Origin of the sequence: Cupriavidus necator (genome assembly GCF_040578825.1) — a bacterium.
Lineage (GTDB): Bacteria > Pseudomonadota > Gammaproteobacteria > Burkholderiales > Burkholderiaceae > Cupriavidus > Cupriavidus necator_E.
In genome coordinates, this window is the sequence record NZ_JBEFLI010000030.1 from 1 (window position 1) to 24420 (window position 24420).

Below are 24420 nucleotides of genomic sequence, written 5' to 3' on the forward strand. Positions count from 1 at the left end.
CTTCGATAGTGTTCACGTGTCCACCAAGAATTTAGATGGACACGATGCTCCTTGCTCTCTGGCTGCCCTTCAAGACGGGTTCACCGGGCGCTTACGCTCGTTCAGCCCCGCCCGGTAAAGCGCGGCCCCCGCCCGTATCGCCGAATTCGTCAGGAGCACAGCGAGCGTGGCGATCACGTCATCAATGTCCAACTCGACTTCCTCATCCCACGCAAGGCGTCGAACTTGCGGATCACGTCGTCCGGTTCCATTGCTCTCCCCTGCTAGCGATACCCGCTCCCACTCTAATACTGGCATGTGATTCGGCCTTGAGGCGCCTTTCTTAGCGGCAACACCTATCAAAACTAGCTTCGCTATTAAAACATTCAATCGCATCAACTAGCTGCGCTATTGAGTCAAAGTAATAGCGTTGCTAGTATTACTCCATCACAACGCACACCAGTGCAATTCAGCCGATGGAGAGCGACATGGTTCACGAGGTAAGAGAGCGCCACCGCCCTAAGGGCTCCGGCGGCATCTACACCGTTCGCGGCAAAAGCCTGCAAGCGGTTGAGCAACGCGCCCGTGCGCGCTTCAGCTCGATTGACGCCATGCGCAGCCCTTCGATGGGCTTGCCGCGCACGGACGGCGCGACTGGCGACCACATCGTTGAAGTTCGGTACTACGGGGTGTGAGGCGCGCCATGGCTAACCAACCCTCCTACGTAGCGATCATGGCCATGCCGCTGCACCAGCAGGCCGTGGCTTCCGAAGATAGACGGCACCGTGCGCGTCGGCAGGAAATCAACAAGATGGCGGGAGCGCTCGCGCTGCTCGAGGCCGAACACGCCAAGATCAAGGCTGCGGGACACACCATCTATGCGGACAACGTCTCGCCGGTATTCGGAAAGCGGCAGACGGTCCGGATCACCACCCTCCTCTCTTCCGCTGAGGTTTCCCTCGTCAAGGCGCTGCTGATCACCGGCTTCACTATTGTGGATCGCAGCATGGGCTCGCTCCGCACTGTCCAGCTCAAGAAAGGGCGACTGAATATTCAGGTGCTCATGTCGCAAGAAAACCTGAAGCGGGCCGAGCATGATTTCGCGGCTGCATCTTCGCCTGCGGGCGGCACTCTCAATACCACCACGGGAGCCGCGGCATGACCACCGTCACGATCAGCCACAACGGCACCGAGTTGAAGGTTTCAGGCAGCTACTGCCGCGGCTATGACGCCACGCTCGAGCAGCCGGGCGAGCCCGAGGCCTTCTACGTGGACACCATCACCGACTCTGGTGTTGACGTCACACACCTCCATGACCTCGACGAGATTGCTGGGTTAGCGCTGGAAGCGCACCTGGACAACGTCGCCTACGAAGAGTGCGAGGCAGCTGACCGCCAGCGCGAAGAACGTCGCTTCGCATTTGGAGTGACCGCATGACGCAAGACCAAGCAGTCGCACGCCAAGCCGGGCGCGAAAACCTACAGCGGCAGCTATTGAGCGAGCTCCAACTCGCGCACCGGATCATCCAGAACGCGCTGGCAATCATGACACCCGAGCAGAAATCGGAGTGGGCGTCCAGGAACATCCTGAGCGGCAATGACAGCGAAGGCACCACTCGCGCCCATGAGCGCGAGGCCGTCATCGCCAAGGCCCTTGGGAGCGCAGCGTGACCCAAGACAACCTGCGCGAGGCCCAGGCCCGGAACCGCGCCCTCTTCTACTACGTGCTCGGCTTGTTCGCGGTCGTAGCAGCAGTGCACGAAATCTCTCTCTATCTCGGAGGCTGAACATGATCAGCAAGAACACGGACCTGCGCCACGTCGTGACCGGCGTGAAGCTCTCCCGCATCGAGCGCATGGAAGCGCAGTTGCGTCACATGGTTGCGTCGAACCACGCCCAGCACAAGCAACGCAAGGCTGAGAACGCTCGCCGCGGCATCTCCCCGCGCGTCGCAATCGGGAGCGCGCACGTGCCCGCCGCGGTGGCCCGCGCCTTCGCCTACATCAAGGTGGCCTGACGGCCCCGCCATTCAAAGAGGAATCCATGGCAGCACCTGAAACGGAAGTTTTGGATCCGGTCCAGGACGAGCCGACAACGGACGTCGCCCTCTACGATCCGTTCGAGGCTGTTCTTACCGAGCTACGGGAAGCCAGCAAGGAAGCGTTCGACATTTCCAGCAAGGAAGGCAACAAGGCGGCACGCGAGTTCGTCCAGCGCTGCGTGACCACGCGGACTGGGACCGAAGAGGCATACACGAAGTGGAACCGCCCAGTGCTGGATCTGCAGAAGAAGAACCGCGACAAGCGCGACGAGATCGTGGCCGCGGTGAAGGAGATCGAAACGCCGGTCAAAGACCAGATCGACGCCGAGCAGAAGCGCAAGGACGAAGAGCGCATTGCTAAAGCCCGCGCCGAGAGCGCCCGGATCGGCGCGCACCAGGCGTGCCTGAATGCGATCGCCTGCTTGCCGAAGGATTATCTGAGCGCCTCCGCCGCCGATGTCGCCGCCGCCATCCTCGACCTGGAATCGCCGGAATACCTCGGTCAGCGCGACTGGGAAGAGTACGCCGAGCAGGCCAAGGAAGCCGTCGACACCGCTCTGACCACCCTGCGAGCCCACCTGGAGAATGCCAAGGCCCGCGAAGAGTTAGCCGCCATGAAGGCCCAGCAGGAAGCCGAGGCAGCCGCGCGCCGCGCTGAGGAAGCCAAGGCCGAGGCTGAGCGCAAGCGCGTGGACAGCATCAAGGAACGCATCCACGCGATCGAGATTTCCCCGTCGACCTGCATCGGTCTGGGTGTGAAGCAGATCCAGCAGCGCATTGAATCGCTGGCCCGGGAAGCCGCCGATGACTTCGCCGAGTTCCAGGCTGAGGCCGGCGCCGCGATCGAAGCTGCGCTGGGCAACCTGAACGCCATGCTGGAAACCGCGCGCGATGCCGAGGAACTGGCGCAGCTGCGCGCCGACAAGGCCCGCCGCGAGCAGGAAGCCGCTGACGCCGCCGCCCGCGCCGAGCGGGAAGCGCAGGAAGCCAAGGAAGCCGCCGAGCGTGCGGAGCGCGAAGCCGAGGCGAAGCGCCAGGCCGAGGCCCGCGCCGCCGAGGAAAAGCGCCAGCGCGAGGAAGCTGCCGCCCGCCGCCGCGAGCAGGAAGCCGCCGCCGCTGCCGCCCAGCGCGTGCGCGCACAGGCTGAAACGCTGCTGGCCCTGCTTGTCGAAGCCCGCGGCCATGTGCCGGCCGGCGACCTGGCCGTCCGCATCGACGCCACCATCACCGCAGCTACTGGAGCCCAGCAATGAATGCGCCGGAAAGAATCGCAGACGTTCCGCCCGTCGACGTGAACCTGATTCCGGGCCCGGCGCCGGAAAGCCTCGGGCAACTGTTCGAAGCGCTGGCCACCGCGCAGGGGGAGTTCATGCCCATTGCGAAGAACCGCACGGCGCACGTTATCCCCAAGGATCCGAGCGAGAGACCATACACCTTCGACTACGCCGACATGCAGGAAATCCGGGACAAGACCACCCCTGCCCTGTCAAAGCACGCGCTGGCGCTCATCCAGATTGTTTCGGACAAACCCGACGGAAGCGGAGGCACGCGCATCCGAACAATCATCGCTCACAAGTCTGCCGCCCGCATCGAGTCGTCACTGAGTCTCGTTCGCGGCGACGCCGACATCAAGAGCTTCGGGGCATCGATCACGATCCTGCGCCGCTACATCGTGACCGCCATGCTGAACGTCGCTGGCGAAGCGGATCTGGACGATAGCAGCGACCCGGACGCAGGCACCGGCTTGTCGCCGGTGCAGCCCGAGGTGCACACCGGCATGCGCGACGCCAAGACCATCGGCGAACTCAGCAAGGTCATGAACAGCCTGCGAAAGGAAGAGCGCGCCAAGTACAACGACTACTACACCCAGCGCATGCAGGAGTTGCGCGCCGCTTCGGAAGAGGCAGCGTGACCACCGAGATCAAGGACGGCGGGCCGGCGTTTCCGACGAATGGCCCCGACAACGGCGTGTATGGGGCTGGGCTTTCCCTGCGCGACTACTTCGCGGCGAAGGCGATGCCACTGTTTATTGATCTGGTTCCCACTGAGGTCTGGAATCAAGGCCAAGGGATCGGTGGGAAAGTGGACAGCGCACTGATGGCTGCAAAGGCCGCTTACCGCATGGCCGACGCCATGCTCGCCGCTAGGGAGGCAGCATGCGCATCGTAACCTGCCAGCAGGGCGACGCGACATGGCATGCAAGCCGCGCCGGCGTGATCACCGCCAGCATGTTCCGTGTTGCTCGATCACGAAAGAAGAACGGCGAGCGCACCGACGAAGCCCTCAACTATGCCTTCCGCCTGGCTATCGAGCGGATCAGCGGCTCGCCCCTGGATGGCGGCTTCGAGACGTGGCAGATGCGCCGCGGCCAAGAGTTGGAGGCCGATGCTCGCATCGCGCACCAAGCCGATATCGGCGAGTTCGTTGAACCGGTCGGCATGGTGCTGTCCGACGACGGCAACTTCGGTGCGAGCGCGGACGGCTGGATCCGCAACGATGGGGGCGCCGAATACAAGTGTCTCATCGCGCCGGATGAGTTGCGCACCGTGCTGATCGAGCACGACCTGAAGAAGTTCGATGACCAGGTGTTCGGGAATCTGTGGCTGTCCGGTCGCTCCTGGTGGGATTTTGCTCTGTACTGCCCGGCCCTGAAGGCGATCGGCAAGGACTTCTTCCGCTGGCGCATCCAGCGCGACGAGACATACATCGACGCCATGGTTGAAGACCTGATGGACTTCGACAAGCTGGTGGACCAAAACGTGGCCGAGCTGCGCAAGCTGGCCGCCTGACCCAAACGGAGACCGAATATGTGGTTCCGCAATCTCACCCTCTACCGCCTGGCGGAGTTCCACCTGAGTGCCGAGGAACTGGACGAAGCCCTGGCAAAGCACGCATACATAGCGTGCACGGATCTGGAAATGTCCTCGCAAGGCTGGATTTCTCCACGCGACGGCGGCAGCCTGGTGCACAGTGTGAACGGCCAGATGCTGATCACCCTATGCATCGAGAAGAAGCTGCTGCCCGCCGCCGTGGTCAAGGAAGCCGCTCAAGCACGCGCCGCCGAGTTTGAAGAGCAGCAAGGCTACAAGCCCGGCCGCAAGCAGCTGCGCGAGATCAAGGACGCCGTCACCGACGAACTGCTGCCGAAGGCGTTCAGCATCCGGACCAAGATCGCGGCTTGGATTGACCCCGCCAACGGCTGGCTGGCAATCGACGCGCCGAGCAGCACGAAGGCCGACGCTCTGACCGGCTACCTCTTCAAGTCCATCGACAAACTGGACCTGGTAGCTCTGCGCGTCAACAATGCGCCGGTGGCCGCCATGACAGAGTGGCTCGCCACCGATTCGGCGCCGGCCGGCTTCACGATCGACCAGGATGCCGAACTGCGCGCCACCGGCGAAGGCCGCGCCACCGTACGCTATGTACAGCACACCCTGGAGGCCGAGGACGTAAGCCGCCACATCGCCGCCGGCAAGCGCTGCACGCACCTGGCTATGACGTGGAACGACCGCGTCTCGTTCGTGCTGACTGACGGGCTCACGCTCAAGCGCGTTGCAGCACTGGATGTCCTGAAGGAAACCAGCACCGCAGAGCAGACCGCCGACGAGGCCTTCGACGGTGACTTCCTGCTCATGGCCGGCGAGCTCGCCCGTCTGCTCTCAGACCTTCTGTATGCACTGGGCGGCGAGCGCGCGCCAGAGGCACCAGATGACCTGATATCGGCCGCTGAGGATGCGGAATCGCCGGCAGCCGACGACGTTGATCCTCTCTACCCGCAGGCCGTGGAAGTGGTCACGAAGCGCAAACGGGCCAGCATCTCGCTGGTACAGCGTCATCTGAGGATTGGCTACAACCGCGCAGCGCGCTTGCTCGAGCAAATGGAGGGCACGCAGATCGTCTCACCCATGGGGTCCGACGGCAGCCGTACGGTCTTGGCGGGAGCGGCAGCATGACCGCCAAGACCTGGAATGTCTGGACGCCCGAAGAAGACGCCCGGCTGAGCAAGCATTGGGCGGATAAGGTATCGACCAAGCGGCTGGCCGAGCGCTTCCCCGGCCGGACTCCCGCCGCCATTCTGAAGCACGGCTATGTCGCCCTTGGCCTGGGTCCGCGCGATTGCGGCCGCGAGAGCTTTTCCCCTGTATGGGAAGGCGTGAAGCGCATGCTGGCCGGCGGCAAGATGATGACGTCCAAAGAACTGGCCGAGGCGCTGAAAGTCACGCCGCACGCAGTGCAAGTGTGCATGCGCGATCGCCATGGCAAGGACGTGCACGTCGGCGGCTATGTCAAGGTGGCCGCGCATTCCACGAGGGTCAACCGCTGGAAGCTGGGCCCGGGGCCGGATGCCCCCCTCCCGCCCCAAAAGACCAAGAACGAGGTCAACCGGGAGTACTCGCGCCGCATGCGGAAAGACCCCGAGTACTGCGCGCGCCAGAACCTGCGCGCGCGCCGACGCTACGCCGAGAAGACCGGCAAGCTGATCCGCCCGGACGCCGCGGTCCAGTGGATGCAGCAGATGCCGCAGCACGACGGCCCGCTGATAGCCCCGGAGGAATTCCGCCAGGCCGACAGCCAGCCGCGCGCCCCGCTCTTCCCTCAAGCCGGCCTGAGCTTGCTTCGCGGTACCACACCAAACCACAGCGCACCATGAGCCAGGAGATTGCCCTTGCCATCGTAGCCGCCGGCGGCGTCATCTTCACCGCTGTCGGCACCTACGCAGTAATTCTCCAGGCGGTGTGGATGAGCCGCCCTCTCGAACTGGACAAGGACAACGAGCAATGACCGAACAGACCACGCAAGTATCAGCGCCAGCGCCGGCACCCATCGAATCCAAAACTCGCGACCACGTCATGGGCGAGATCGTCCACAACCTCACGCTGGCTATGCAAGCCGCCTGGATCGAATGGCAGCACGGCGGCGGCGCCGACCACGCCATGCAATGGATCGAGAACACGCTGTGGGGCCCGGGTCTCATTCCCGATGAGGACGAGCCGCATGCCAAAGAGGCGCAGGCATATTTCGACGCCCACACGGACCCTACCGACAGGCTCGACAAGCTCACTGCCGAGAACCCGGACGACGCGGCAATCGACCGCTTCGCCATCGAGCTGAAGAAGAAGCTGGCCAAAGCGCGCGACAAAGGCCGCGGCGGCTGGCAAACCTGCCCTCCCGCCGATCTGTCCCGCATGCTGCGCGAGCACGTTGAGAAGGGCGATCCGCGCGACGTCGCGAACTTCTGTGCGTTCTTGTGGGCGCGCGGAGAACCCATCTCCCCGCTCGCCCTCTGCTTCGAACTATCACTCGTTCCGCCGAATGGCAGCGCAACGCCGGCCGCAGCTAGCCAGACGGAGCGTAAGCGCGAGCGCTACACCGGCGATCCGCAGGTGGAGTGGGATGAATTCTGGAATGAGATCGTTTCGCCGAACGGCGTGCTCGACCTGGAGCAGGTAAAGAAAGAACTGGCTGCTTTCTCCATGCTGCTGCACTTCGTGCCGAAGGTGTACGACCACGCCACGGGCGGCGCTGTCACTTACCCGCAGACTGCGCCGAGCGCGGTTTGCAGTGCTATCGACAACCACGTTCAAGACCTGACGGATGAGGCGCGCAACGAAGGGGAAGTCGCAGCCAGCCAGAACGCCGAGCCGGTGGCGTGCCAGCACGACCTGCTGGCCGAGTACGAGGGCGCCAACGGTGCGCGTGCCGCCATCTGCGCCAAATGCGGCGAGCGCGTGCAGACCGCGTCGAGCACATCGCCTGCCGAGCCGACACTGTTTCGCTGGAAAACATCGTGGGGAGGCTGGACCTATCGCACCGAGCGCCCTGCCGGTTGGAAAGACCTTCCGTGCTTTGAGGCCTACAGCCTATCCGCCCCTGAGCAAGCTGCCGCATCGCCTGCCGACCAGGCGGAGGATGCGCGCGATGTTGTGCCCTTAGGCGAAATGGTGTGCGGTGATGTCGAATCTACCATCGATGGCTATGAGGTCGGCGACTATGAGCTGATCTATGGCAACGTTCTGGACGAGATAAACGTCAACCACCCCGGAAAGGTGTTCACCATCTACATCGACCGCGCCGCTATGAGCGCCACGCCACCAGCAGCCATTATCGGGCAGGCTGGCGAATGATCGGAATAGGACTACTCCCCCTCTCCGCTATTCAAGCGAATGCCACGGGTGGCACAGAGAGCTTCGAGCTTATGTTGATAGGTAACGATTCTGTCGTACATCTCGCGCGTATCGTCCCGGCGCTTCCACATCGCCTTCAGCCAAATGTCGCGAAACTGAGAATCAAAATAAACATAATCGTTATGCGCCTCATTGAGGCTATTACAGACAGCGAGCGCTATAAGAGTGATGGCGTTGTCCTCGGTCGCTTCCGCGGCCCGCTCCATCATTTCTCTCAGCTGATCAAAGCGTTCCGGCCGGAATCGAAGGCCATTCGATGCGCCGCCAAGTTCAAGGCTTTCCGCGCCAGCTTCCATTGCCTCGACCGCCCAGAATCCAATGGCTTGCGCTCGCTGAGCGGATCGCAGCTTCATCAGCAAGTGGGCGTCGTTCACCTTTTTGCGCTCTGCCTGGCGTTGAGCGAGGAAGAGCCATCCTGTGACGCCAATGGCAGCTACGGACCCGACGGCCTGGACCCAAGCGGCAACAGCTTGATTCTGTCCGGAGTCAAGGCCATTCGCGTGGACAAAAAGAAAAGCGCCAAGCGCGAGACCTACGCTGCCGGTAATCGCAACGCTGACCCATCCCCATTTCTCGACCGACATCCTGTACTCCAAATTTTTGGACGAATCCTAGCATGACCAAAGAACGCCCCATTCTCTTCAGAGGCGCCATGGTGCGCGGCATCCTGGACGGCCGGAAGACTCAGACCCGGCGGATCGTGAAGCATCAACCGGAGTTGGCTGGCTTCCAGACCTATGAGCCATACAGCCATCGCCGCTGGAACGAGTCGCATGCACGCGCGTATGAGGGGAATGACGGCTGGTGGTTTGGCATTCCCGGGATGAGCACGGGCCCTTTGCAATGCCCATACGGCAAGCCCGGCGACCGCCTGTGGGTGCGCGAGACATGGGCGCAGCCGGTTCCGCTGGACCCGGGCCCCACGATCTACCGCGCCGATTACCCGGCGTGCGTGCCACCTGGCTACGAACGAATTCCGACGGTCGACGAGATCACATGGAAGCCGAGCATCCACATGCCTCGCGCACTGTGCCGGCTGGTGCTGGAGATCGTCAGCGTGCGCGTCGAGCGGCTGAACGACTGCAGCGAGGCAGACGCAATCGCCGAGGGCATCGAGCCGCGCCCCGGCGCCGACGGCGAATGGGCGCACTACGCCGACTCCGGCTTGAGCACTGACGCGCGCGGCAGCTATCGGTCGCTGTGGGAGCAGATCAACGGCCCCGCATCGTGGGATGCCAACCCATGGGTATGGATAGTCGATTTCAGGAGGGTCGTCTGATGCCGGTCTACGTCGACGATATGGCTGCGCCCTACCGCGGCATGGTCATGTGCCACATGCTGGCCGACACCACCGCCGAGCTGCTGGCCATGGCTGACCGGATCGGCGTGGATCGCAAGTGGATCCAGAAGGCCGGCACGTACCAGGAGCACTTCGACATTGCCAAGAGCAAGCGGGCTTTGGCCGTCCAGCTCGGCGCCGTCGAGGTCGACCGGGCGGCCTTGGGCGAACTGCTCCGTAGGCGACGCGCCGGCGTTTTATCCCCAATTATTCCAGAACGATAATTCGCGGCACAGGCCAGCGCCTGTATCGCCGATTTACAAGGCATCACCTGTAATGCAGCAGCAAGCACAACGAATCATCGAATTGACCCGCCGAGCTTGGCGGATTGGAGCACGGGGTGAGCGACTTCCTATCAACGGCGCAACTGGCCGACCTGGTCGGTTGCAAGCAGAACCAGCGTCACGAAATGGTCAAGTGGCTGGACCGGGAGCGTTGGCGCTACGTCATGGACAAGAACGGGCTACCCAAGGTCGCCAGGGCGTACTACAACCGAAAACTCGGGATCGAGGAATCCAAGGGGCAAGCCAAGTATGACGACGCGCCGAACCTCGCAGCGTTTGCGTAAAGAAGCCACTGGCATCGATCGGCTGGTCAAGTACATCGGGGCGAAGAAGGTCTCGTTCTACTACAAGCACCCTGACGGCAAGAGCGAGACCATGGCTTCCGCCCCGCTTGGCGACCGAAAGGCTATCGCGGAGGCGGAACGCATTGCCAAGCGGAAGGCCCTGGACATTCAGGCCGGCCAGATCATCGCCGGGTCGGTGGCGGACCTGATTGATCGCTTCAAGACTGAGGTTGACCAAACGCACTATCGCGACCAGTCCAAGGCGGGCAAGGCGGTCAGAGACAGCGCATTCGAGAACCTGACGAAGTTCTTCGGCAAGATGGCGCCGGCAGCACTGAAGACCGTGCACGGCTACCAGTACCTTGATACGCGAGCCAAAACCGGTGCGCCCATCAAAGCCAACAAGGAACTGTCCCAGATGTCGACGATCTGCAACTATGGCGTCCGCTGGGGACTAATGGAGGCAAACCCCTTCGTCGGCATGATGCTGAATAAGGCCGACAAGGACGTCCGGACGGTCACCCGAAGCCAGGTCGTGCGGTTCTACCTGTGGGCAGTACGGCAAGGCCAGGCCTACCGGACCATGGGATGTGCCGCAATGTTCACCTACCTGACCGGCTTCCGCGCCGCCGAGGTCCGCCCATTCCACCTGTCCGGGCTATCGGATGACGGCGTGCGCGTGGTCGGCGCCAAGCGCAAAAAGGGCGAGGCCGAGGTCGTCAAGATTCGCGACTGGTCCCCTCGCCTGCGCGCTGTCGTCGAGCGGGCCAAGCAGACCGCGGCCGAGACTTCCACGAAAAAGGTCGTGGTCAAGAGTCTCTACCTGTTCCCGAACAGGAGAGGCCAGCCCTACAGCAAGAGCGGCTGGGGGTCGGTCTGGCAGGATGCCATGTGGGAATGGATCTCGACGTTTGATGCCGAGGCAGCACAGGCGCTGCGCGCCGAGCGAGAGCAGTCCGCCGCGCGGCGAAAAGATAGAAGCGCGGGCACCTGGACGTCCGGATATTCGATCGCCGAGCACGAGGCGTATTTCTCGACGCTCGACATCCGCCCAGCGGCAATCACCACGAAGCTCGAGCGCAGGTCCGCCGACGCCTATGACTTCGCGGCGCATGCAAACCCCTCGACGACACACCGCCACTATGACCGGCGGAAGGTCAAACGGGCGTCGGCAACAGAATAAGGGGAGCAGAAAACAGAAACGGCGCCAATGGCGCCGTGGGAAAATTCCCTTTTTTGTGGGAAATTTCGCATCACGAAACGGTTAGAAAACCCATAAAGCATTGATGCGAAAGAAAATTCTGGGGTGGCTGATGGGACTCGAACCCACGACGACAGGAATCACAATCCTGGACTCTACCAACTGAGCTACAGCCACCGTAGAGGTCATCAGCGAAGTGCTGATCGACGAAAACCAAGATTATACAAACACTTTTCTGAGATGGCTAGTATCCCGCACAAATTTTTTGAAGAGGGCGCTCATGCCTTCGGCGGGTTCCACTTGGCCTCGAGCAGCACAGCCTCCTTGATTGCGGCGATGGTCTCGGCCTCGGTGTTGAAGTGGCCTAGCAGGCGGCGTGACTTGCCGTTCAGCACCGCTTCCTGCAGCGCCTTGCCGGCCGCGGCGGAGGTGCCGTGGTGCCAGCAGTAGCGTGCCGTCCATTTGCCATCCTGCAACTGCTCGGCGACCCATACCAGCCTGAAGTCTTCGTAGACCTGGCCGAACGGCTCTTCTTTTTCCACGTCGGATTTTTCCACGCTTACTGTCTTCCCGGACGATGAAGTCGCGCCGCCACCGGCGGTAGTTCGACGGTGGTCCTGACATCGGCGGCGGTCCGCTTGCCTGATTGTTACCTAACTGGGGGCGACGCGAAAGATCGTATCACGGGCGCAAGGGCCTCAGGCGGGCCGCGCTTCGGACGGCCGCATCACCGTTGCGGCATGTCAGTGTCTGGCGGAAATATGCTGGGCGCAGCCCCACCTCGGCAGGGTTTTTGACGAACGTGCCCGAAGCGATACTTTCATCCGAGGGACATTGACCCCCCTCGACTTCCCGTCAGGCGGCCCTGCCCCATGGGGCCGCCTGCTCTTTTTTGCTTTCGCTTCCCACTGCACCCACTGGCAACGACGGCCCGCATTGAACCTCATGGCCGCGCGCAGGCCCAACCATCGTTAATGCAAGAAGGAGCAGAAATGCGAAAGCTGTTCTGGCGGGTAACGGGGATCGCGGCAACGCTGGCTTTGGCGGCTGCGTTGGGAGGATGCGCCGGCGGTGCGGCCGAGGGACGGGAGTCGGGCATCACGACGTACGGCACGCTGGACGTCGGCATCAGTCATACGCGCTAGCGCGATGCGCGCCCGATGGAACTCTTTTGCGTAGTGTCCATCAAACCCGGACGTCTGCCGCATGAACGTTGAGCGCAAAAAAAGAGTCCGCAGCGCGGACTCTTAACTTTAGCGATCTCAAATGCCCTGAAGGCAGAGGCAATGTACCTGTCATCGAGTGGTTGCACCATTCGGGTAAACGAAGAGCGGCGCAGCGCAGCAGGCAACACCAGCTGCGATACCAGCCGCCGACGAAAAAAAAGCCCGCCGAAGCGGGCTGAATAATCAGTTGAAGAAAGCCCTGTATTCGAGGGCAGGCACAGTGTATGAAAGTGCCCTGTCGCGGCGAATTAGGGGAATCCCTTTGCGGGCGCAGGTTTGCGGGCGATGGAACATTTCAGGTGCCGCTGCCGCTACCCTCTGCAATGGATGCACAGTTTCGCGATTCGGAATTAGAACAAGCGCTCGGGACCATCTCGATGCTAGTGCCATCGGCGCCAGGCATTACGCCGCCAGCGGTTCCGATGCCGGCGCGTGCAAATGCCCGCGCGCTTCTTCGAACAGCGCGTCCACCGCCGCGCGCGTGCGCGCCGCATTCATCCGCTTGGCGTCAGACAGCACGCGACGCCAGCCGCGCCCACCGGCAATGCCGCGGTGCAGGCCCAGCATATGCCGCGTGACTGCGCCCATATAGCCGCCCCGCTCCACCAGGTCGCCGATATAGCGCTGCATCGACAGCTCGACATCGAGCCGCGTAGGAATCGGCGCACTCGTATCGCCGTAGAAACGCGCATCCATTTCCGCCAGGACGTACGGCTGATGATAGGCTTCTCTGCCGATCATCACGCCATCGACGTATTGCAGGTGGCGCGCCATTTCGTCGTAGCTGACGATGCCGCCATTGATCAGGATCTCGAGGTCGGGAAATTCCTGCTTCAATTGGTATGCGACCTCATAGCGCAGCGGGGGAATTTCGCGGTTTTCCTTCGGGCTCAGGCCTTTCAGCACCGCATTGCGGGCATGAACGATAAACGTGCCGCAACCCGCTTGCGCCACCATACCGACAAAATCGCGAACAAAATCGTAGTGCTCGATCTTATCAATTCCGATCCGGTGCTTGACCGTTACCGGAATGTCCACCGCATCGCGCATCGCCTTCACGCAATCGGCGACCAGTTGCGGCTCGGCCATCAGGCAGGCTCCGAACGCACCACGCTGTACGCGCTCCGAAGGGCAGCCGCAATTCAGGTTGATCTCGGCGTAGCCCCACTGCTCACCCAGCTTCGCAGCCGCGGCCAGGTCGGCAGGCTCGCTGCCGCCCAGTTGCAGCGCGACCGGTTGTTCCACCGCGTCGAAGTCCAGATGCCGCGGCACGTCGCCATGCAGCAGCGCGCCAGTCGTCACCATCTCGGTGTACAGCCACGTATGGCGGCTGAGCTGGCGGTGGAACATGCGGCAATGGCGGTCAGTCCAGTCCATCATCGGTGCGACGGAAATCCGTCTCTGGCTGGCTGAGGCCGTCTTGGCTTGCGAATCGGTCATTTGTCAGTGAATCGGTGTGGCGGTTCGTGGCGGCAACACATCACATCGGCCATCGGCAGCGCACCCGGTATTACGAGCCCCGAACGCCTGGAATGCGTCTCGGAGCAACAGCGCTCTTGTAACGAAGGATCGAAATTTTACCACCCCTGACGAAACGAATTCTTCCCGCCACCATTCGGAAAGTTCCCAACCATTTGGCAAACGCCCGCGCTTACTGTTATGGCCTTCCCCCGTTACGCCGGCCAATGATCCGTTGCCCCTATCCCAATGAAATGTAGAGCGCTCCGATCCCTCACGCCTTTCATTTGCCGCGCCAGGCCGCTCAGAGCCTTCGCAGCCCTGATCCTTCTGCGGCACCACCAGCGTTGCCACGCTGGATGGCAGTTCATCGGCAAGCGGCGTCGGCGTCCAGTTGCTCGATGGCAATGGCACCCCCTATGTGCTGGGCACGGTGACCCCGCTTGCAAGCTACAACAGCAGCACCGGCGGCAATTACGCCATTGCGCTGCAGGCCCGCTATTATCAGACGGCGACGGCAGTCGTAGCGGGCACCGCGAACACCTCGATGATCCTGACGATGAATTACCAGTGAGGCGATGCCGGTGCGCAAGTTGGTCAACGGGCGCCGGTTTTGTCGATCCAGCTCGCGAACGCGGTCAGGTACTTGCTGAGGAAGCCCTTGGTCGATTCGTTGGCAATGCCGCCCTGCTCGTCGAGCAACTTGTCGACGCCCCCGATATACGCTTCGGGCTGCTGCAGGATGGGAATATTGAGGAACACCAGCGACTGGCGCAGGTGATGGTTGGCGCCAAACCCGCCCACCGCGCCGGGCGACGCGCTGATGATGCCGCCGGGCTTGCCGTCCCAGACGCTTTTGCCATAGGGGCGCGAACCCACGTCGATGGCGTTCTTCAGTGGTGCGGGCACCGAGCGGTTGTATTCCGGTGTTACGAACAACACCGCATCGGCGCGGCGCACGCGGTCGCGGAATGCGGTCCAGGTCTGGGGCGGATTTTCGTCCACGTCCTGGTTATAGAGCTGCAGCTCGCCGATCTCGACGATCTCCAGCTTGAGCTGTGCCGGCGCCAGCGCGATCAGCCCCTTGGCCAGCTTGCGACTGTACGATTCCTTGCGCAGGCTTCCCACCAGTACAACGACATCACGAGGATTACTCATCACGGCTCCTTTGTCTGTGTGGACGGAATGGCACGGCCGACGCAGGTATCCATGGGTCGCATGGCTGCCTGCGCCGGCCGAGCCCTCACTCTACCCCAGTCATGGCCGCGGCGTGGATCGCGCCATCCGGCGGCGTCATGCCGCCTTCCCAAGCGCTGCCAGCGGATGCTCTTCCGCACGCCACGGGCTGTCGAAGAACGACAGCACCTTCTCGCGGCGCACGTCATCTAGCCGCGCAGGCTGCCAGCGCGGTTTGTGATCCTTGTCGATGGCCAGCGCGCGGATGCCTTCGACGCCGTCGCCGTTGCGGAAGACGTAGTACATCATGTCCAGCTCCATGCGCAGCTCGTCCTCCAGCGACATGCTGCGCGCACGGCGGATCTGCTCGAGCGTTACACACAGCATCAGCGGCGAGCGGCTGCGCAACATCGCGGCGGTCTGCGCAGCCCAGTCGCCTGGCGCGTCGCTGACTGCGGTCAGGATGTCCTCCATGGTGTTGCCGGCGAACAAAGTGTCGAGCTGGGCGGACAGGCCCGCCAGCCCGCTCTGTGCCGGCACGCAGTCGTCGCAGTGCGGCGCGGTGAAACCGGCGATATGCGCCAGCACGGCATCGCCGCTGGCAAACTGCTGCCCGCGCAGTGAATCGACCAGCTCGGCCATCCGGTTGCTCGGCAGGAACACATCGGCGAGCCCGGCATAGAGCCCGTCTGCCGCACCGATCACGGTGCCGGTCAGCCCCAGGTATTCGCCGATACGGCCCGGCGTGCGCGCCAGGAACCAGCCGCCGCCCACATCCGGGAACAGGCCGATATTGGTTTCGGGCATCGCCATCTTTGTGCGCTCGGTGACGATGCGCAGCCGCGCGCCCTGCGAAATGCCCATGCCGCCGCCCATCACCACACCATCCATCAGTGCGATATAGGGCTTGGCGTACCGATGAATCAGGTAGTTGAGCGCGTATTCCTCAATGAAGAACTGGTCGAGCAGCGGATCGCCCTCGTGCGCCGCCTTGTGGAAGTAGCGGATATCGCCGCCGGCGCAGAAGGCCTTGCCGCCGGCACCGGCGACTACCACTGCCACCACCTCGGGCGCGTCGGCCCACGTTTGCAGTGTCCGCGTGATCGCGCGGATCATGTCGAGCGACAGGGCATTGAGCGCCTGCGGACGGTTCAGCGTCAGGTATCCGATGCCACCGTGGACCTCTGTCGTGACGAATTCAGTCATGTCGTACTCCTCCAATGCAACTGGCAATTTTACGCCAGCCACCCTGTCAGGTGCACGGCGTGGGCAGCTTGCGCCGCATGCGAATGCGTTGCCATTCGCCTGCGCGGCCCCGCTCCGTCACGCCAGCCTGAAGGTCGCTACCAGCGAGGTCAGCCGCTGCGCCTGATCTTCGAGCGACGCGGCCGCCGCGGCGGCCTGCTCCACCAGCGCCGCGTTCTGCTGCGTCATGCTGTCCATCTGCGACACCGCCACGTTGACCTGCTCGATGCCGTGCGACTGCTCGTCCGATGCCGCGCTGATATCGCCGATGAGGGCGCTGACGCGCCGCACCGCATCGACGATGTCCTGCATCGCCTTGCCCGCCTCACCCACCAGCCCCGTGCCTTCGCGCACATTGGCCACCGAGGCGCCGATCAGCGTGCGGATTTCCTTCGACGCGCCGGCGCAGCGCTGCGCCAGGTCGCGCACGTCCCCCGCCACCACCGCGAAGCCGCGGCCGTGCTCGCCGGCGCGCGCCGCTTCCACCGCCGCATTCAGTGCGAGGATATTGGTCTGGAAAGCGATCTTCTCGATCACGTCGATGATGTCGACGATCTTGCCCGAGCTGGCGTCGATCGACTGCATGGTGTTCACCACGCGCGACACGGCTTCACTCCCGCGCTCGGCCAGCGAAGTGGCATCGGTGGCAAGCGTGCGCGCCTCGCGCGCGCTGTCGGCGTTCTGGCGCACCGTGCTGGTCAGCTCCTCCATGCTCGAAGCGGTCTCCTCCAGCGAAGCGGCCTGCTGCTCGGTGCGCTGCGACAGGTCGGCGTTGCCGCTGGCAATCTGCTTGCTGGCCGAGGCGATCGAATCGGCGCCGCCACGCACCTCGCCCACCATCGCCACCAGGCTTTGTTGCATGCGGCCCAGCATGCCTAGCATGCGCGCGGTTTCATTGCGCGCCGATTCGTCGGCGAGCGCCTCGCCAGCTGATACTGCCGCGCCGCCCAGGTCGCCGCCGGCAATCTTGCCGAAGCGCGCAATGGCGACATCCAAAGGCTGTACGATCGACCGGCGCAGGCGCCACGCCACCACGGTGCTGAACACCAGGCCCACGACCAGCACGCATACCGACAGCGTGAACAGGCTGCGATAGCGCTGCTGCGACGCTTCGTAGACCTGTTTCGCGCTGGCCACCTGCAACTTGTTCAGCTCGGTATTGACGGCGGTGAAGGCGATGTCGAGCTGCGGGATGGTCTCGAGCACGGCCTCCATCACGGCATCGCGATCGCCCGCATGCAATGCGGCAATCATCGGCGCGACGCCTTGCCTGAACAGCGCGTCGCGCTTTGCGGTGAGGTCCTCCACCACTTTGGCTTCGTCCGCCGAACGCGGCAACGCGAGATAGGCCTTCCATGCCTTCTCGGAATCGCGCGCAAAGCCTTCGGCAGTCGCGGCGCGTGCCCTGGCGTCGGCGGGATCCACCGCGAAGGTGGCCTGGTCCAGCAGCACGCGCACCAGCAGTTGGCTGGAGCGTGCCTCGGCCAGGTTGACCGCCGCCGATAGCTGCTGCTGGTAGATCTGGTGCGTGGCATCGTTGCTGCGCGACATGCCCAGCCAACCCACCGCGCCGACAATCAGCAGCAACAAGTTGGTGACGATGGTGAGGAACCACAATCTGGCTCCGATGGTAGTGTTCTTGAACATTGAGGCTCCGGGGTGGATAAATCGGGGGGCGTGCGGCACACCGCTGCCCTGCTCAACTACGGCGCCCCCGGCCGCATCCTTTACCCGCGCTGCCCGCCTTTGCATGCGCGACAGAACTGCGCGCCGGTCAGCAATGGCCAATGTGAGGAATCAATGTGGAGAATGCGCCGCGACGCCGTTGCACTTGGCGGCGTGCGTTTGGAGGAACCTCTCATGGCAATCCGGGCGGGAATGTGCACACTAGCGGCATGACCACCGAATCGCTCGATCCCGGACTCGTGCTGCTGGCCTTTGCGCCAGTGTTCCTGCTGACCATTGGCGCGGAAGCCTGGTACTGGGCCCGCCGCGACCTCACCACCACGGTCAGGTATGACGCCAGCGGCTGGGCCATCTCCGGCGAGGCGGGCTATGCCATCCCCGTGCGCGATGGCTGGGTGGCCAACCCCAGGCACAGGCCATCTACGTCGCCTATAGCGCCGGCGATATCACCGAAACCAACGGCACGCGCATCCGCGGCGCCGACTCCAGCGGCGTGATCACGCGGCTGGGCGCGCGCGTGCACCGCACCTTCGTGCGTGACGACGGCCGCAAGGCGCAGCCGTACGCAACGCTGAACTGGTGGCACACCAGGACCGACAGCAATATGTCGTTCAATCAGCTACCGCTGGGCAGCCTGTATCCGGTATGAAGTGAAGCTAGGCGTCAATGCCGACCTGGGCAAGCGCTGGAGCGGCTGGGCCAATGTGGGAGGCGCGTGGGGCGCACAAAGCTTCTACCAGTACGCGGTGCGCGCCGGCGTCAAGTAACCTGGTGAGGTCTTCAGGGAGCAACGCCGCCTTCCCCGCCGCGCAATAAAAAACCGCGCCAGAAGGCGCGGTTTTTATCCACAACGTCAGCGCTTATGCGCCTTCGCGTGCGGCACGCTTGCGCTCGTGCTCCTTCAGGTGACGCTTGCGCAGGCGGATGCTCTTGGGCGTGAGCTCGACCAGCTCGTCGTCGGCGATGAATTCCACCGCGTACTCGAGCGACATCTGGATCGGCGGCACCAGGCGCACGGCTTCATCGGTACCCGAAGCACGAACGTTGGTCAGCTGCTTGCCCTTGATCGGGTTGACCACCAGATCGTTGTCGCGGCTGTGAATGCCGATGATCATGCCTTCGTACAGCGCATCGCCCGGCTTGACGAACATGCGGCCGCGGTCCTGCAGCTTCCACAGCGCGTAGGCCACCGCATCGCCGTCGTCCTGCGAGATCAGCACGCCGTTGTGACGCTCGCCCAGGCCGCCCTCGCGCACCGGTGCGTAGTCGTCGAAGATATGGCTGATCAGGCCGGTGCCGCGCGTCAGCGTCATGAACTCGCCCTGGAAGCCGATCAGGCCACGAGCCGGGATGCGGTATTCCAGGCGGGTACGGCCCTTGCCGTCCGAAGCCATGTCGAGCAGTTCGCCCTTGCGGCGGCCCAGCTCTTCCATCACGCCACCCTGGTGGCTGTCTTCGACGTCCACGGTCAGCAGTTCGTACGGCTCATGCTTGACGCCGTCGATTTCCTTGAACACCACGCGCGGACGCGACACGGCCAGCTCGTAGCCTTCGCGGCGCATGTTTTCCAGCAGGATGGTCAGGTGCAGTTCGCCGCGGCCCGACACTTCAAAGATGGTGTCGTCGCCGGTATCGGCCACGCGCAGCGCCACGTTGGACTTCAGTTCGCGGTCCAGGCGCTCGCGCAGCTGGCGGCTGGTCACGAACTTGCCTTCACGGCCGGCCAGCGGCGAGGTGTTGACGCAGAAGTTCATGGTCAGTGTCGGCTCGTCCACCTTCAGCATCGGCAGCGCGTCCTGGGCCTCCGGCGCGCACACGGTGCAGCCGATACCCAGTTCTTCGATGCCGTTGATCAGCACGATGTCGCCGGCTTCAGCCTCGGACACGATCTCGCGCTCCAGGCCCTGGAACTTCAGCACCTGGTTGATGCGGCCCTTGATCGGGTTGCCTTCCGGGCCGAACTTGACCACCACGTCTTGCAGCGGACGGGCGCGGCCACGCGAGATGCGGCCCACGCCGATCTTGCCGACGTAGCTGGAGTAGTCCAGCGAGATGATCTGCAGCTGCAGGGGGCCATCCCGATCGTCGTCACGCACCGGCACCTTGTCCAGCACGGTCTCGAACAGCGGCTTCATGTCGCCGTCGCGCACGTCTTCGGTCAGGCCGGCAAAGCCGTTCAGGCCCGAAGCGTAGATCACCGGGAAATCGAGCTGCTCGTCGGTGGCGCCCAGCTTGTCGAACAGGTCGAAGGTCTGGTTGATCACCCAGTCCGGACGCGCGCCCGGGCGGTCGATCTTGTTGACCACCACGATCGGCTTCAGGCCCAGCGCCAGCGCCTTGCGCGTGACGAAGCGGGTCTGGGGCATCGGGCCTTCGACTGCGTCGACCAGCAGCAGCACGCCGTCGACCATCGACAGCACGCGCTCCACTTCACCGCCGAAGTCGGCGTGGCCCGGGGTGTCGACGATATTGATATGGGTGCCGTTGTACTCGACGGCACAGTTCTTCGCGAGAATCGTGATCCCGCGTTCCTTTTCCAGGTCGTTCGAGTCCATCACCCGCTCGGCGACTTGCTGGTTGTCGCGGAAGGTGCCTGCCTGGCGCAGGAGCTGGTCGACCAGGGTGGTCTTGCCATGATCGACGTGGGCGATGATGGCGATATTTCGGATGGCGCGGGTCATTGCTGCGTCTCGCTTGGAGAATCTGAGGTAACTGGACATTCTAGCATGTTGCGGCGCAAGACGCCTTGATCGGAGCGCTCGCCAAGGTAGAGAAATTAATTGCTGAAACTGGAATAACGAATTTCAGTCCTTGTTCATCATTCAACGGGAACATATATTTGCCTCAGCAAAGATTGCAAAGGCAAAGATGTCACTCCCCGCCTCTCCCGCAGATCAACCAGCCGACACCACCACTGACGGATTGTTCGATTCCGCCAGCTACCAGATGTCCGACAGCGTCGGCTACCTGATGCAGCGCGCCAAGAACATGCTGGCGCACGGCGTCGAGCAGGAAGTCAGCGCGCTGGACATCACGCACGCCCAGGCCAGCTGCCTCATGATGCTCGCCACCGGGCGCGCTTCCACTGTCACCGACCTCGGCCGCGAACTGAACACCGATATGGGCTCAGTGACGCGGCTGCTCAGTCGCATGGAAAAGCGCGGGCTGATCGAGCGCAACCGGCGCGATGACGACCGGCGCGTGGTGGACCTGTCGCTGACGGACCAGGGCCGTGAACTGGCCGGGCGCCTGCCGGCGATCTTCTGCAAGGTACTTGCCCACCACTTCCGCGGGTTCTCGTCTGAAGAAATCCAAGTGCTGCGCAGCATGCTGCGGCGGGTCATCGACAACAACAGCGGGTAGCGACCGGGCGCCGTTAAACCCGGCAAAGCACGCCGTCCGGTCAACCGGACAGCACACACATCCGTAGATACCCGTAAAAAAGCATGGCTCCGGCACGGAGCAAGTCTGATGAAACAAGCTCTCTCTTCCCAAGCCCCCCGGCCGACGCGCGCACGCCAACTGGCGCGCCGCGCCGGCACGCTGGCGCTGACGGCCATCGCCACGGCGGCGCTGGCCGGCTGTGCGGCACTCGGCAATTCGCACAGCACCCAGACCATGGCTGACCCGGCCGCCATGGCCACCTCGCAAACCCTGCCCGGGGAACACGGCCAGTGGCCGTCGCAGGACTGGGTGGCGCAGTTCAACGACCCGCAACTGAGCGCGCTGGTCGACGAGGCGGTCAAGGACAACCCCAACCTGCAGGCCGCGTTCGCCCGCGTGGAAGCCTCGCGCGCGATGGCCGAGGCCACGCGCAGCGCGCTGTACCCGCACCTGGAGTTCGAAGGCAGCCTGATCCGCCAGCGTTTCTCCAACAATGACCTGTTCGAAGGCACGCCGCTGGCCGGCTCGTGGCAGAACCAGTCGCGCCTGCAGGTGGGCCTGTCGTATGACTTCGATTTCTGGGGCAAGAACCGCGACGCGCTGGAAGCCGCGCTGTCCGACGATCGCGCCGCCGAGGCCGAAAGCCAGGCTTCGCGCCTGATCCTGGCCACGTCGATCGCGCGCAACTATGCCCGCCTGGCCGCGCTGTACGCGCAGCGCGACGTGGCCGAGCGCGCTATCGCGCAGCGCCGCGATCTGACCGACCTGTCGCGCCAGCGCCTGGCCGCCGGACTCGATACCCAGGTCGAGACCACGCAGGCGCGCGGCACGGTAGCCGCGTCGCAGACCGACCTGCAGCGCGTCGACGAAGAAATCGCGCTGGCGCGCAACCAGCTCGCCGCGCTGCTGGGCAAGGGCCCCGACCGCGGCTTGCAGATCCAGCGCCCGGTGCTGCTGGCGCAGCCCACGCCGACGCTGCCTGACGACCTGACCATCGGCCTGCTCGGCCGGCGTCCTGACCTGGTCGCGGCGCGCTGGCGCGTGGAGGCGGCGTCCAAGGACATCAACGTCGCCAAGAAGGAATTCCTGCCCGATGTGAGCCTCACCGCCTTCGCCGGCCTGGCCGCCCTCGATCCGTCAAAGCTGCTGATGGGCATCAGCCGCACGTTCGGCATCGGCCCGGCCGTGCGCCTGCCGATCTTCGAAGGCGGCAAGCTGCGCGCCAATCTGAAGGGCAAGTACGCCGGCTACGACATCGCCGTGGCCAACTACAACCAGGCACTGGTCGATGCGCTGCGCGAGACCGCCGACACCATGACCAGCATCCGCAGCGTCGACCAGCAGATCCGGACCCAGCGCGAGGCGCTGGACCTGGCCGAGCACGCTTATGCGCTGGCCACCACGCGCTACAAGGCGGGACTCGGCACGCAGCTCACCGTGCTCAACGCGGAAAGCAACGTGCTGCAGCAGCGCCGGCTCGCGACCGACCTGCAGGCGCGCCGCCTGGACCTGCAGATGGGCCTGATGAAGGCGCTCGGCGGCGGCTACCAGGAGCCCGCGGAAGGCCATGGCGGGCACGAGAGCCACGCAAGCCATACGCCCCATATGCAGCCACAGCACAACCAACAAGCGGGCGCCCGCGGCTGATCCGCGCACCCGGCGATCGCAGACAAGATCAAGCAGAGAACATCATGAGCAATAACCAGCAAACGGCCGGTACCAACGCCCCCCAACCTCTCCCGGCCACCAACAACAACGGCAAGCGCAAGCGTATGCTGCTGTCGCTGACCGCGGCGGTCGTCGTCGCCGGCATCGGCTACGGCGTGTACTGGGGCATGTACGCGCGCCATTTCGAAACCACCGACGACGCCTATGTCGCCGGCAACGTGGTGCAGGTCACGCCGCTGGTAGCCGGCACCGTGGTCTCGATCGCGGCCGACGACACGCAGCTCGTCACCGCCGGGCAGCCGCTGATCCAGCTCGACCGCGCCGATACGCAGGTGGCGCTGGAACAGGCCGAGGCGCAACTGGCGCAAGCGGTGCGCGAAGTGCGCACGCTGTATGTCAACAACGGCTCGCTCGCCGCCAACGTGGCGATGCGCGAGGCCGATGTCGCCAAGGCGCGCGACGACCTGCGCCGCCGCCAGGCCATCGCCGGCACGGGCGCGGTGTCCAACGAAGAGATCTCGCACGCGCAGTCCGCGCTCAAGGCCGCGGAGTCGGCGCTGCTCGCCGCGCGCGAACAGCTTGCTTCGAACAAGGTGCTGACCGACCAGACCACGGTGGAGAAGCACCCCAACGTGCAGCGCGCCGCTGCCAACCTGCGCTCGGCCTATCTGTCGTTCGCGCGCTCGACCATGCCCGCGCCGGTGACCGGCTATGTCGCCAAGCGTTCGGTGCAGGTGGGCCAGCGCGTGGCCGCCGGGGCGCCGCTGATGGCGGTGGTGCCACTGGAGCAGGTCTGGGTCGACGCCAACTTCAAGGAAGTGCAGATCACGCATATGCGCATCGGCCAGCCGGTGAAGCTGGAAGCCGACGTATATGGCTCGAAGGTCGAATACCACGGCAAGGTGGCCGGCTTCTCGGCCGGTACCGGCTCGGCCTTTTCGCTGCTGCCGGCGCAGAACGCCACCGGCAACTGGATCAAGGTGGTGCAGCGCCTGCCGGTGCGCATCGCGCTTGACCCGCAGCAACTGAAGGACCACCCGCTGCGCGTGGGCCTGTCGATGACCGTAAGCGTCGACGTGCGCCGCGAGGAAGGCGCCGCCATGGCCAAGGCCGCGCCGGCCAGGCCGATGCAGACCGACGTCTATGACAAGGTCGCACAGGACGCCGACCAGCTCATCGCGCGCATCATCACCGCCAACAACGGCGGACGCAGCACCGGCCTGCCCACGGCCAGCACTGCCCCCGCCAAGCCTGCCAACACCTGA

At 63.9% G+C, this 24420-nt stretch carries 30 protein-coding genes, 1 tRNA gene and 3 pseudogenes; 26 read left to right on the forward strand and 8 right to left on the reverse strand.

Features of this window, described 5'->3' with window-relative positions; translation table 11 throughout:
* Nucleotides 1-467: 467 nt before the first annotated feature.
* The 14 genes and pseudogenes from AB1I47_RS16315 (at nucleotide 468) to AB1I47_RS16380 (ending at nucleotide 8144) form a co-directional block, all read left to right on the forward strand.
* The gene (locus tag AB1I47_RS16315) at nucleotides 468-674 is read left to right on the forward strand and encodes a hypothetical protein (protein WP_354684787.1); all 207 of its coding nucleotides are present in this window, start codon (nucleotides 468-470) and stop codon (nucleotides 672-674) included.
* Between the two features lie 8 nt (nucleotides 675-682).
* The gene (locus AB1I47_RS16320; RefSeq protein WP_354684788.1) at nucleotides 683-1141 is read left to right on the forward strand and encodes a hypothetical protein; all 459 of its coding nucleotides are present in this window, start codon (nucleotides 683-685) and stop codon (nucleotides 1139-1141) included.
* Entirely contained in the window at nucleotides 1138-1416 is a 279-nt protein-coding gene (locus AB1I47_RS16325; protein ID WP_354684789.1) for a hypothetical protein, read from the forward strand. Before AB1I47_RS16320 ends, AB1I47_RS16325 begins: the two co-directional genes overlap by 4 nt.
* On the forward strand, nucleotides 1413-1649 hold the full coding sequence (locus AB1I47_RS16330) for a hypothetical protein (protein WP_354684790.1): 237 nt from the start codon (nucleotides 1413-1415) through the stop codon (nucleotides 1647-1649). Before AB1I47_RS16325 ends, AB1I47_RS16330 begins: the two co-directional genes overlap by 4 nt.
* Nucleotides 1650-1767: 118 nt before the next feature.
* Entirely contained in the window at nucleotides 1768-1995 is a 228-nt protein-coding gene (locus tag AB1I47_RS16335; protein ID WP_354684791.1) for a hypothetical protein, read from the forward strand.
* Nucleotides 1996-2021: 26 nt separating this feature from the next.
* Nucleotides 2022-3272: a hypothetical protein gene (locus AB1I47_RS16340; protein WP_354684792.1), complete on the forward strand. Its 1251-nt coding sequence runs from the start codon at nucleotides 2022-2024 to the stop codon at nucleotides 3270-3272.
* Nucleotides 3269-3931 (forward strand): ERF family protein, encoded by a 663-nt coding sequence (locus AB1I47_RS16345; protein ID WP_354684793.1) that lies wholly within the window; start codon nucleotides 3269-3271, stop codon nucleotides 3929-3931. The genes AB1I47_RS16340 and AB1I47_RS16345 overlap by 4 nt, the downstream gene beginning before the upstream one ends.
* The gene (locus AB1I47_RS16350; RefSeq protein ID WP_354684794.1) at nucleotides 3928-4188 is read left to right on the forward strand and encodes a hypothetical protein; all 261 of its coding nucleotides are present in this window, start codon (nucleotides 3928-3930) and stop codon (nucleotides 4186-4188) included. Before AB1I47_RS16345 ends, AB1I47_RS16350 begins: the two co-directional genes overlap by 4 nt.
* Nucleotides 4176-4808: a lambda exonuclease family protein gene (locus AB1I47_RS16355; RefSeq protein WP_354684795.1), complete on the forward strand. Its 633-nt coding sequence runs from the start codon at nucleotides 4176-4178 to the stop codon at nucleotides 4806-4808. The genes AB1I47_RS16350 and AB1I47_RS16355 overlap by 13 nt, the downstream gene beginning before the upstream one ends.
* A gap of 18 nt (nucleotides 4809-4826) precedes the next feature.
* Nucleotides 4827-5711 (forward strand): annotated as a pseudogene (locus AB1I47_RS16360) (recombination-associated protein RdgC); the annotation flags it as partial.
* Between the two features lie 24 nt (nucleotides 5712-5735).
* The gene (locus AB1I47_RS16365) at nucleotides 5736-5972 is read left to right on the forward strand and encodes a DNA translocase FtsK (protein ID WP_354684857.1); all 237 of its coding nucleotides are present in this window, start codon (nucleotides 5736-5738) and stop codon (nucleotides 5970-5972) included.
* Entirely contained in the window at nucleotides 5969-6670 is a 702-nt protein-coding gene (locus AB1I47_RS16370) for a hypothetical protein (RefSeq protein ID WP_354684796.1), read from the forward strand. Before AB1I47_RS16365 ends, AB1I47_RS16370 begins: the two co-directional genes overlap by 4 nt.
* Complete coding sequence (locus AB1I47_RS16375; RefSeq protein ID WP_354684797.1) at nucleotides 6667-6801, forward strand: hypothetical protein; 135 nt, start codon at nucleotides 6667-6669, stop codon at nucleotides 6799-6801. Before AB1I47_RS16370 ends, AB1I47_RS16375 begins: the two co-directional genes overlap by 4 nt.
* Nucleotides 6798-8144 carry a hypothetical protein gene (locus AB1I47_RS16380; RefSeq protein WP_354684798.1) on the forward strand — a complete coding sequence of 449 codons (1347 nt, stop codon included), beginning with the start codon at nucleotides 6798-6800 and terminating at the stop codon, nucleotides 8142-8144. The genes AB1I47_RS16375 and AB1I47_RS16380 overlap by 4 nt, the downstream gene beginning before the upstream one ends.
* A gap of 11 nt (nucleotides 8145-8155) precedes the next feature.
* On the opposite strand, the gene AB1I47_RS16385 is transcribed toward AB1I47_RS16380, so the two are convergent.
* Complete coding sequence (locus AB1I47_RS16385; RefSeq protein ID WP_354684799.1) at nucleotides 8156-8788, reverse strand: hypothetical protein; 633 nt, start codon at nucleotides 8786-8788, stop codon at nucleotides 8156-8158.
* A gap of 32 nt (nucleotides 8789-8820) precedes the next feature.
* Between AB1I47_RS16385 and AB1I47_RS16390 the strand changes: the two genes are divergently transcribed.
* From AB1I47_RS16390 to AB1I47_RS16405, 4 genes are all read left to right on the forward strand, one after another.
* Complete coding sequence (locus tag AB1I47_RS16390; RefSeq protein ID WP_354684800.1) at nucleotides 8821-9483, forward strand: ASCH domain-containing protein; 663 nt, start codon at nucleotides 8821-8823, stop codon at nucleotides 9481-9483.
* Nucleotides 9483-9767: a DUF4031 domain-containing protein gene (locus tag AB1I47_RS16395; RefSeq protein WP_354684801.1), complete on the forward strand. Its 285-nt coding sequence runs from the start codon at nucleotides 9483-9485 to the stop codon at nucleotides 9765-9767. Before AB1I47_RS16390 ends, AB1I47_RS16395 begins: the two co-directional genes overlap by 1 nt.
* Before the next feature lie 116 nt (nucleotides 9768-9883).
* Nucleotides 9884-10111: a DUF4224 domain-containing protein gene (locus AB1I47_RS16400; RefSeq protein WP_195427508.1), complete on the forward strand. Its 228-nt coding sequence runs from the start codon at nucleotides 9884-9886 to the stop codon at nucleotides 10109-10111.
* Complete coding sequence (locus AB1I47_RS16405; protein WP_354684802.1) at nucleotides 10077-11294, forward strand: hypothetical protein; 1218 nt, start codon at nucleotides 10077-10079, stop codon at nucleotides 11292-11294. Before AB1I47_RS16400 ends, AB1I47_RS16405 begins: the two co-directional genes overlap by 35 nt.
* 119 nt (nucleotides 11295-11413) lie before the next feature.
* On the opposite strand, the gene AB1I47_RS16410 is transcribed toward AB1I47_RS16405, so the two are convergent.
* Together AB1I47_RS16410 and AB1I47_RS16415 are read right to left on the reverse strand one after the other, a co-directional pair.
* Nucleotides 11414-11489 (reverse strand) — tRNA-His (locus AB1I47_RS16410).
* A gap of 101 nt (nucleotides 11490-11590) precedes the next feature.
* On the reverse strand, nucleotides 11591-11869 hold the full coding sequence (locus AB1I47_RS16415; protein ID WP_354684803.1) for a hypothetical protein: 279 nt from the start codon (nucleotides 11867-11869) through the stop codon (nucleotides 11591-11593).
* 435 nt (nucleotides 11870-12304) lie between these two features.
* Between AB1I47_RS16415 and AB1I47_RS16420 the strand changes: the two genes are divergently transcribed.
* Entirely contained in the window at nucleotides 12305-12457 is a 153-nt protein-coding gene (locus AB1I47_RS16420; protein WP_354684804.1) for a hypothetical protein, read from the forward strand.
* 483 nt (nucleotides 12458-12940) lie between these two features.
* Here the strand turns inward: AB1I47_RS16420 and dusA are convergent, their stop codons facing one another.
* Nucleotides 12941-13978, reverse strand: a complete 1038-nt coding sequence (dusA, locus tag AB1I47_RS16425) for a tRNA dihydrouridine(20/20a) synthase DusA (protein ID WP_354684805.1) — start codon at nucleotides 13976-13978, stop codon at nucleotides 12941-12943.
* 370 nt (nucleotides 13979-14348) lie between these two features.
* Between dusA and AB1I47_RS16430 the strand changes: the two are divergent.
* Nucleotides 14349-14570, forward strand: a pseudogene (locus AB1I47_RS16430) (fimbrial protein); the annotation flags it as partial.
* A gap of 23 nt (nucleotides 14571-14593) precedes the next feature.
* Here AB1I47_RS16430 and AB1I47_RS16435 read toward each other — a convergent pair.
* From AB1I47_RS16435 to AB1I47_RS16445, 3 genes are all read right to left on the reverse strand, one after another.
* A complete protein-coding gene (locus tag AB1I47_RS16435) occupies nucleotides 14594-15154 on the reverse strand; it encodes an NADPH-dependent FMN reductase (RefSeq protein WP_354684806.1) in 561 nt (186 codons plus the stop codon).
* A 135-nt stretch (nucleotides 15155-15289) separates the two neighbouring features.
* Nucleotides 15290-16378: an enoyl-CoA hydratase/isomerase family protein gene (locus AB1I47_RS16440; RefSeq protein WP_354684807.1), complete on the reverse strand. Its 1089-nt coding sequence runs from the start codon at nucleotides 16376-16378 to the stop codon at nucleotides 15290-15292.
* Nucleotides 16379-16495: 117 nt separating this feature from the next.
* Nucleotides 16496-18064: a methyl-accepting chemotaxis protein gene (locus tag AB1I47_RS16445; RefSeq protein WP_354684808.1), complete on the reverse strand. Its 1569-nt coding sequence runs from the start codon at nucleotides 18062-18064 to the stop codon at nucleotides 16496-16498.
* Between the two features lie 248 nt (nucleotides 18065-18312).
* Between AB1I47_RS16445 and AB1I47_RS16450 the strand changes: the two are divergent.
* The 3 genes and pseudogenes from AB1I47_RS16450 to AB1I47_RS16460 form a co-directional block, all read left to right on the forward strand.
* Nucleotides 18313-18414: pseudogene (locus AB1I47_RS16450) on the forward strand (sterol desaturase family protein); the annotation flags it as partial.
* A gap of 134 nt (nucleotides 18415-18548) precedes the next feature.
* Nucleotides 18549-18752: an autotransporter outer membrane beta-barrel domain-containing protein gene (locus AB1I47_RS16455; RefSeq protein ID WP_354684859.1), complete on the forward strand. Its 204-nt coding sequence runs from the start codon at nucleotides 18549-18551 to the stop codon at nucleotides 18750-18752.
* Between the two features lies 1 nt (nucleotide 18753).
* On the forward strand, nucleotides 18754-18870 hold the full coding sequence (locus AB1I47_RS16460) for an autotransporter outer membrane beta-barrel domain-containing protein (RefSeq protein ID WP_354684809.1): 117 nt from the start codon (nucleotides 18754-18756) through the stop codon (nucleotides 18868-18870).
* A 93-nt stretch (nucleotides 18871-18963) separates the two neighbouring features.
* Here the strand turns inward: AB1I47_RS16460 and typA are convergent, their stop codons facing one another.
* On the reverse strand, nucleotides 18964-20784 hold the full coding sequence (gene typA / locus AB1I47_RS16465; protein WP_354684810.1) for a translational GTPase TypA: 1821 nt from the start codon (nucleotides 20782-20784) through the stop codon (nucleotides 18964-18966).
* Nucleotides 20785-20971: 187 nt separating this feature from the next.
* Here typA and AB1I47_RS16470 point away from each other — a divergent pair, with 187 nt between their 5' ends.
* The 3 genes from AB1I47_RS16470 (at nucleotide 20972) to AB1I47_RS16480 (ending at nucleotide 24420) form a co-directional block, all read left to right on the forward strand.
* On the forward strand, nucleotides 20972-21466 hold the full coding sequence (locus AB1I47_RS16470) for a MarR family winged helix-turn-helix transcriptional regulator (protein ID WP_354684811.1): 495 nt from the start codon (nucleotides 20972-20974) through the stop codon (nucleotides 21464-21466).
* A gap of 108 nt (nucleotides 21467-21574) precedes the next feature.
* Nucleotides 21575-23134: an AdeC/AdeK/OprM family multidrug efflux complex outer membrane factor gene (locus AB1I47_RS16475; protein WP_354684812.1), complete on the forward strand. Its 1560-nt coding sequence runs from the start codon at nucleotides 21575-21577 to the stop codon at nucleotides 23132-23134.
* A 44-nt stretch (nucleotides 23135-23178) separates the two neighbouring features.
* On the forward strand, nucleotides 23179-24420 hold the full coding sequence (locus AB1I47_RS16480; RefSeq protein ID WP_354684813.1) for an HlyD family secretion protein: 1242 nt from the start codon (nucleotides 23179-23181) through the stop codon (nucleotides 24418-24420).

Bases quoted from the DNA above. Each gene is read 5' to 3' on its own strand.
- AB1I47_RS16315 (WP_354684787.1), top strand. From the start codon at position 468: ATGGTTCACGAGGTAAGAGAGCGCCACCGCCCTAAGGGCTCCGGCGGC.
- AB1I47_RS16320 (WP_354684788.1), top strand. From the start codon at position 683: ATGGCTAACCAACCCTCCTACGTAGCGATCATGGCCATGCCGCTGCAC.
- AB1I47_RS16325 (WP_354684789.1), top strand. From the start codon at position 1,138: ATGACCACCGTCACGATCAGCCACAACGGCACCGAGTTGAAGGTTTCA.
- AB1I47_RS16330 (WP_354684790.1), top strand. From the start codon at position 1,413: ATGACGCAAGACCAAGCAGTCGCACGCCAAGCCGGGCGCGAAAACCTA.
- AB1I47_RS16335 (WP_354684791.1), top strand. From the start codon at position 1,768: ATGATCAGCAAGAACACGGACCTGCGCCACGTCGTGACCGGCGTGAAG.
- AB1I47_RS16340 (WP_354684792.1), top strand. From the start codon at position 2,022: ATGGCAGCACCTGAAACGGAAGTTTTGGATCCGGTCCAGGACGAGCCG.
- AB1I47_RS16345 (WP_354684793.1), top strand. From the start codon at position 3,269: ATGAATGCGCCGGAAAGAATCGCAGACGTTCCGCCCGTCGACGTGAAC.
- AB1I47_RS16355 (WP_354684795.1), top strand. From the start codon at position 4,176: ATGCGCATCGTAACCTGCCAGCAGGGCGACGCGACATGGCATGCAAGC.
- AB1I47_RS16370 (WP_354684796.1), top strand. From the start codon at position 5,969: ATGACCGCCAAGACCTGGAATGTCTGGACGCCCGAAGAAGACGCCCGG.
- AB1I47_RS16375 (WP_354684797.1), top strand. From the start codon at position 6,667: ATGAGCCAGGAGATTGCCCTTGCCATCGTAGCCGCCGGCGGCGTCATC.
- AB1I47_RS16380 (WP_354684798.1), top strand. From the start codon at position 6,798: ATGACCGAACAGACCACGCAAGTATCAGCGCCAGCGCCGGCACCCATC.
- AB1I47_RS16385 (WP_354684799.1), bottom strand. From the start codon at position 8,788: ATGTCGGTCGAGAAATGGGGATGGGTCAGCGTTGCGATTACCGGCAGC.
- AB1I47_RS16390 (WP_354684800.1), top strand. From the start codon at position 8,821: ATGACCAAAGAACGCCCCATTCTCTTCAGAGGCGCCATGGTGCGCGGC.
- AB1I47_RS16395 (WP_354684801.1), top strand. From the start codon at position 9,483: ATGCCGGTCTACGTCGACGATATGGCTGCGCCCTACCGCGGCATGGTC.
- AB1I47_RS16405 (WP_354684802.1), top strand. From the start codon at position 10,077: ATGACGACGCGCCGAACCTCGCAGCGTTTGCGTAAAGAAGCCACTGGC.
- AB1I47_RS16420 (WP_354684804.1), top strand. From the start codon at position 12,305: ATGCGAAAGCTGTTCTGGCGGGTAACGGGGATCGCGGCAACGCTGGCT.
- dusA (WP_354684805.1), bottom strand. From the start codon at position 13,978: ATGACCGATTCGCAAGCCAAGACGGCCTCAGCCAGCCAGAGACGGATT.
- AB1I47_RS16435 (WP_354684806.1), bottom strand. From the start codon at position 15,154: ATGAGTAATCCTCGTGATGTCGTTGTACTGGTGGGAAGCCTGCGCAAG.
- AB1I47_RS16440 (WP_354684807.1), bottom strand. From the start codon at position 16,378: ATGACTGAATTCGTCACGACAGAGGTCCACGGTGGCATCGGATACCTG.
- AB1I47_RS16445 (WP_354684808.1), bottom strand. From the start codon at position 18,064: ATGTTCAAGAACACTACCATCGGAGCCAGATTGTGGTTCCTCACCATC.
- typA (WP_354684810.1), bottom strand. From the start codon at position 20,784: ATGACCCGCGCCATCCGAAATATCGCCATCATCGCCCACGTCGATCAT.
- AB1I47_RS16470 (WP_354684811.1), top strand. From the start codon at position 20,972: ATGTCACTCCCCGCCTCTCCCGCAGATCAACCAGCCGACACCACCACT.
- AB1I47_RS16475 (WP_354684812.1), top strand. From the start codon at position 21,575: ATGAAACAAGCTCTCTCTTCCCAAGCCCCCCGGCCGACGCGCGCACGC.
- AB1I47_RS16480 (WP_354684813.1), top strand. From the start codon at position 23,179: ATGAGCAATAACCAGCAAACGGCCGGTACCAACGCCCCCCAACCTCTC.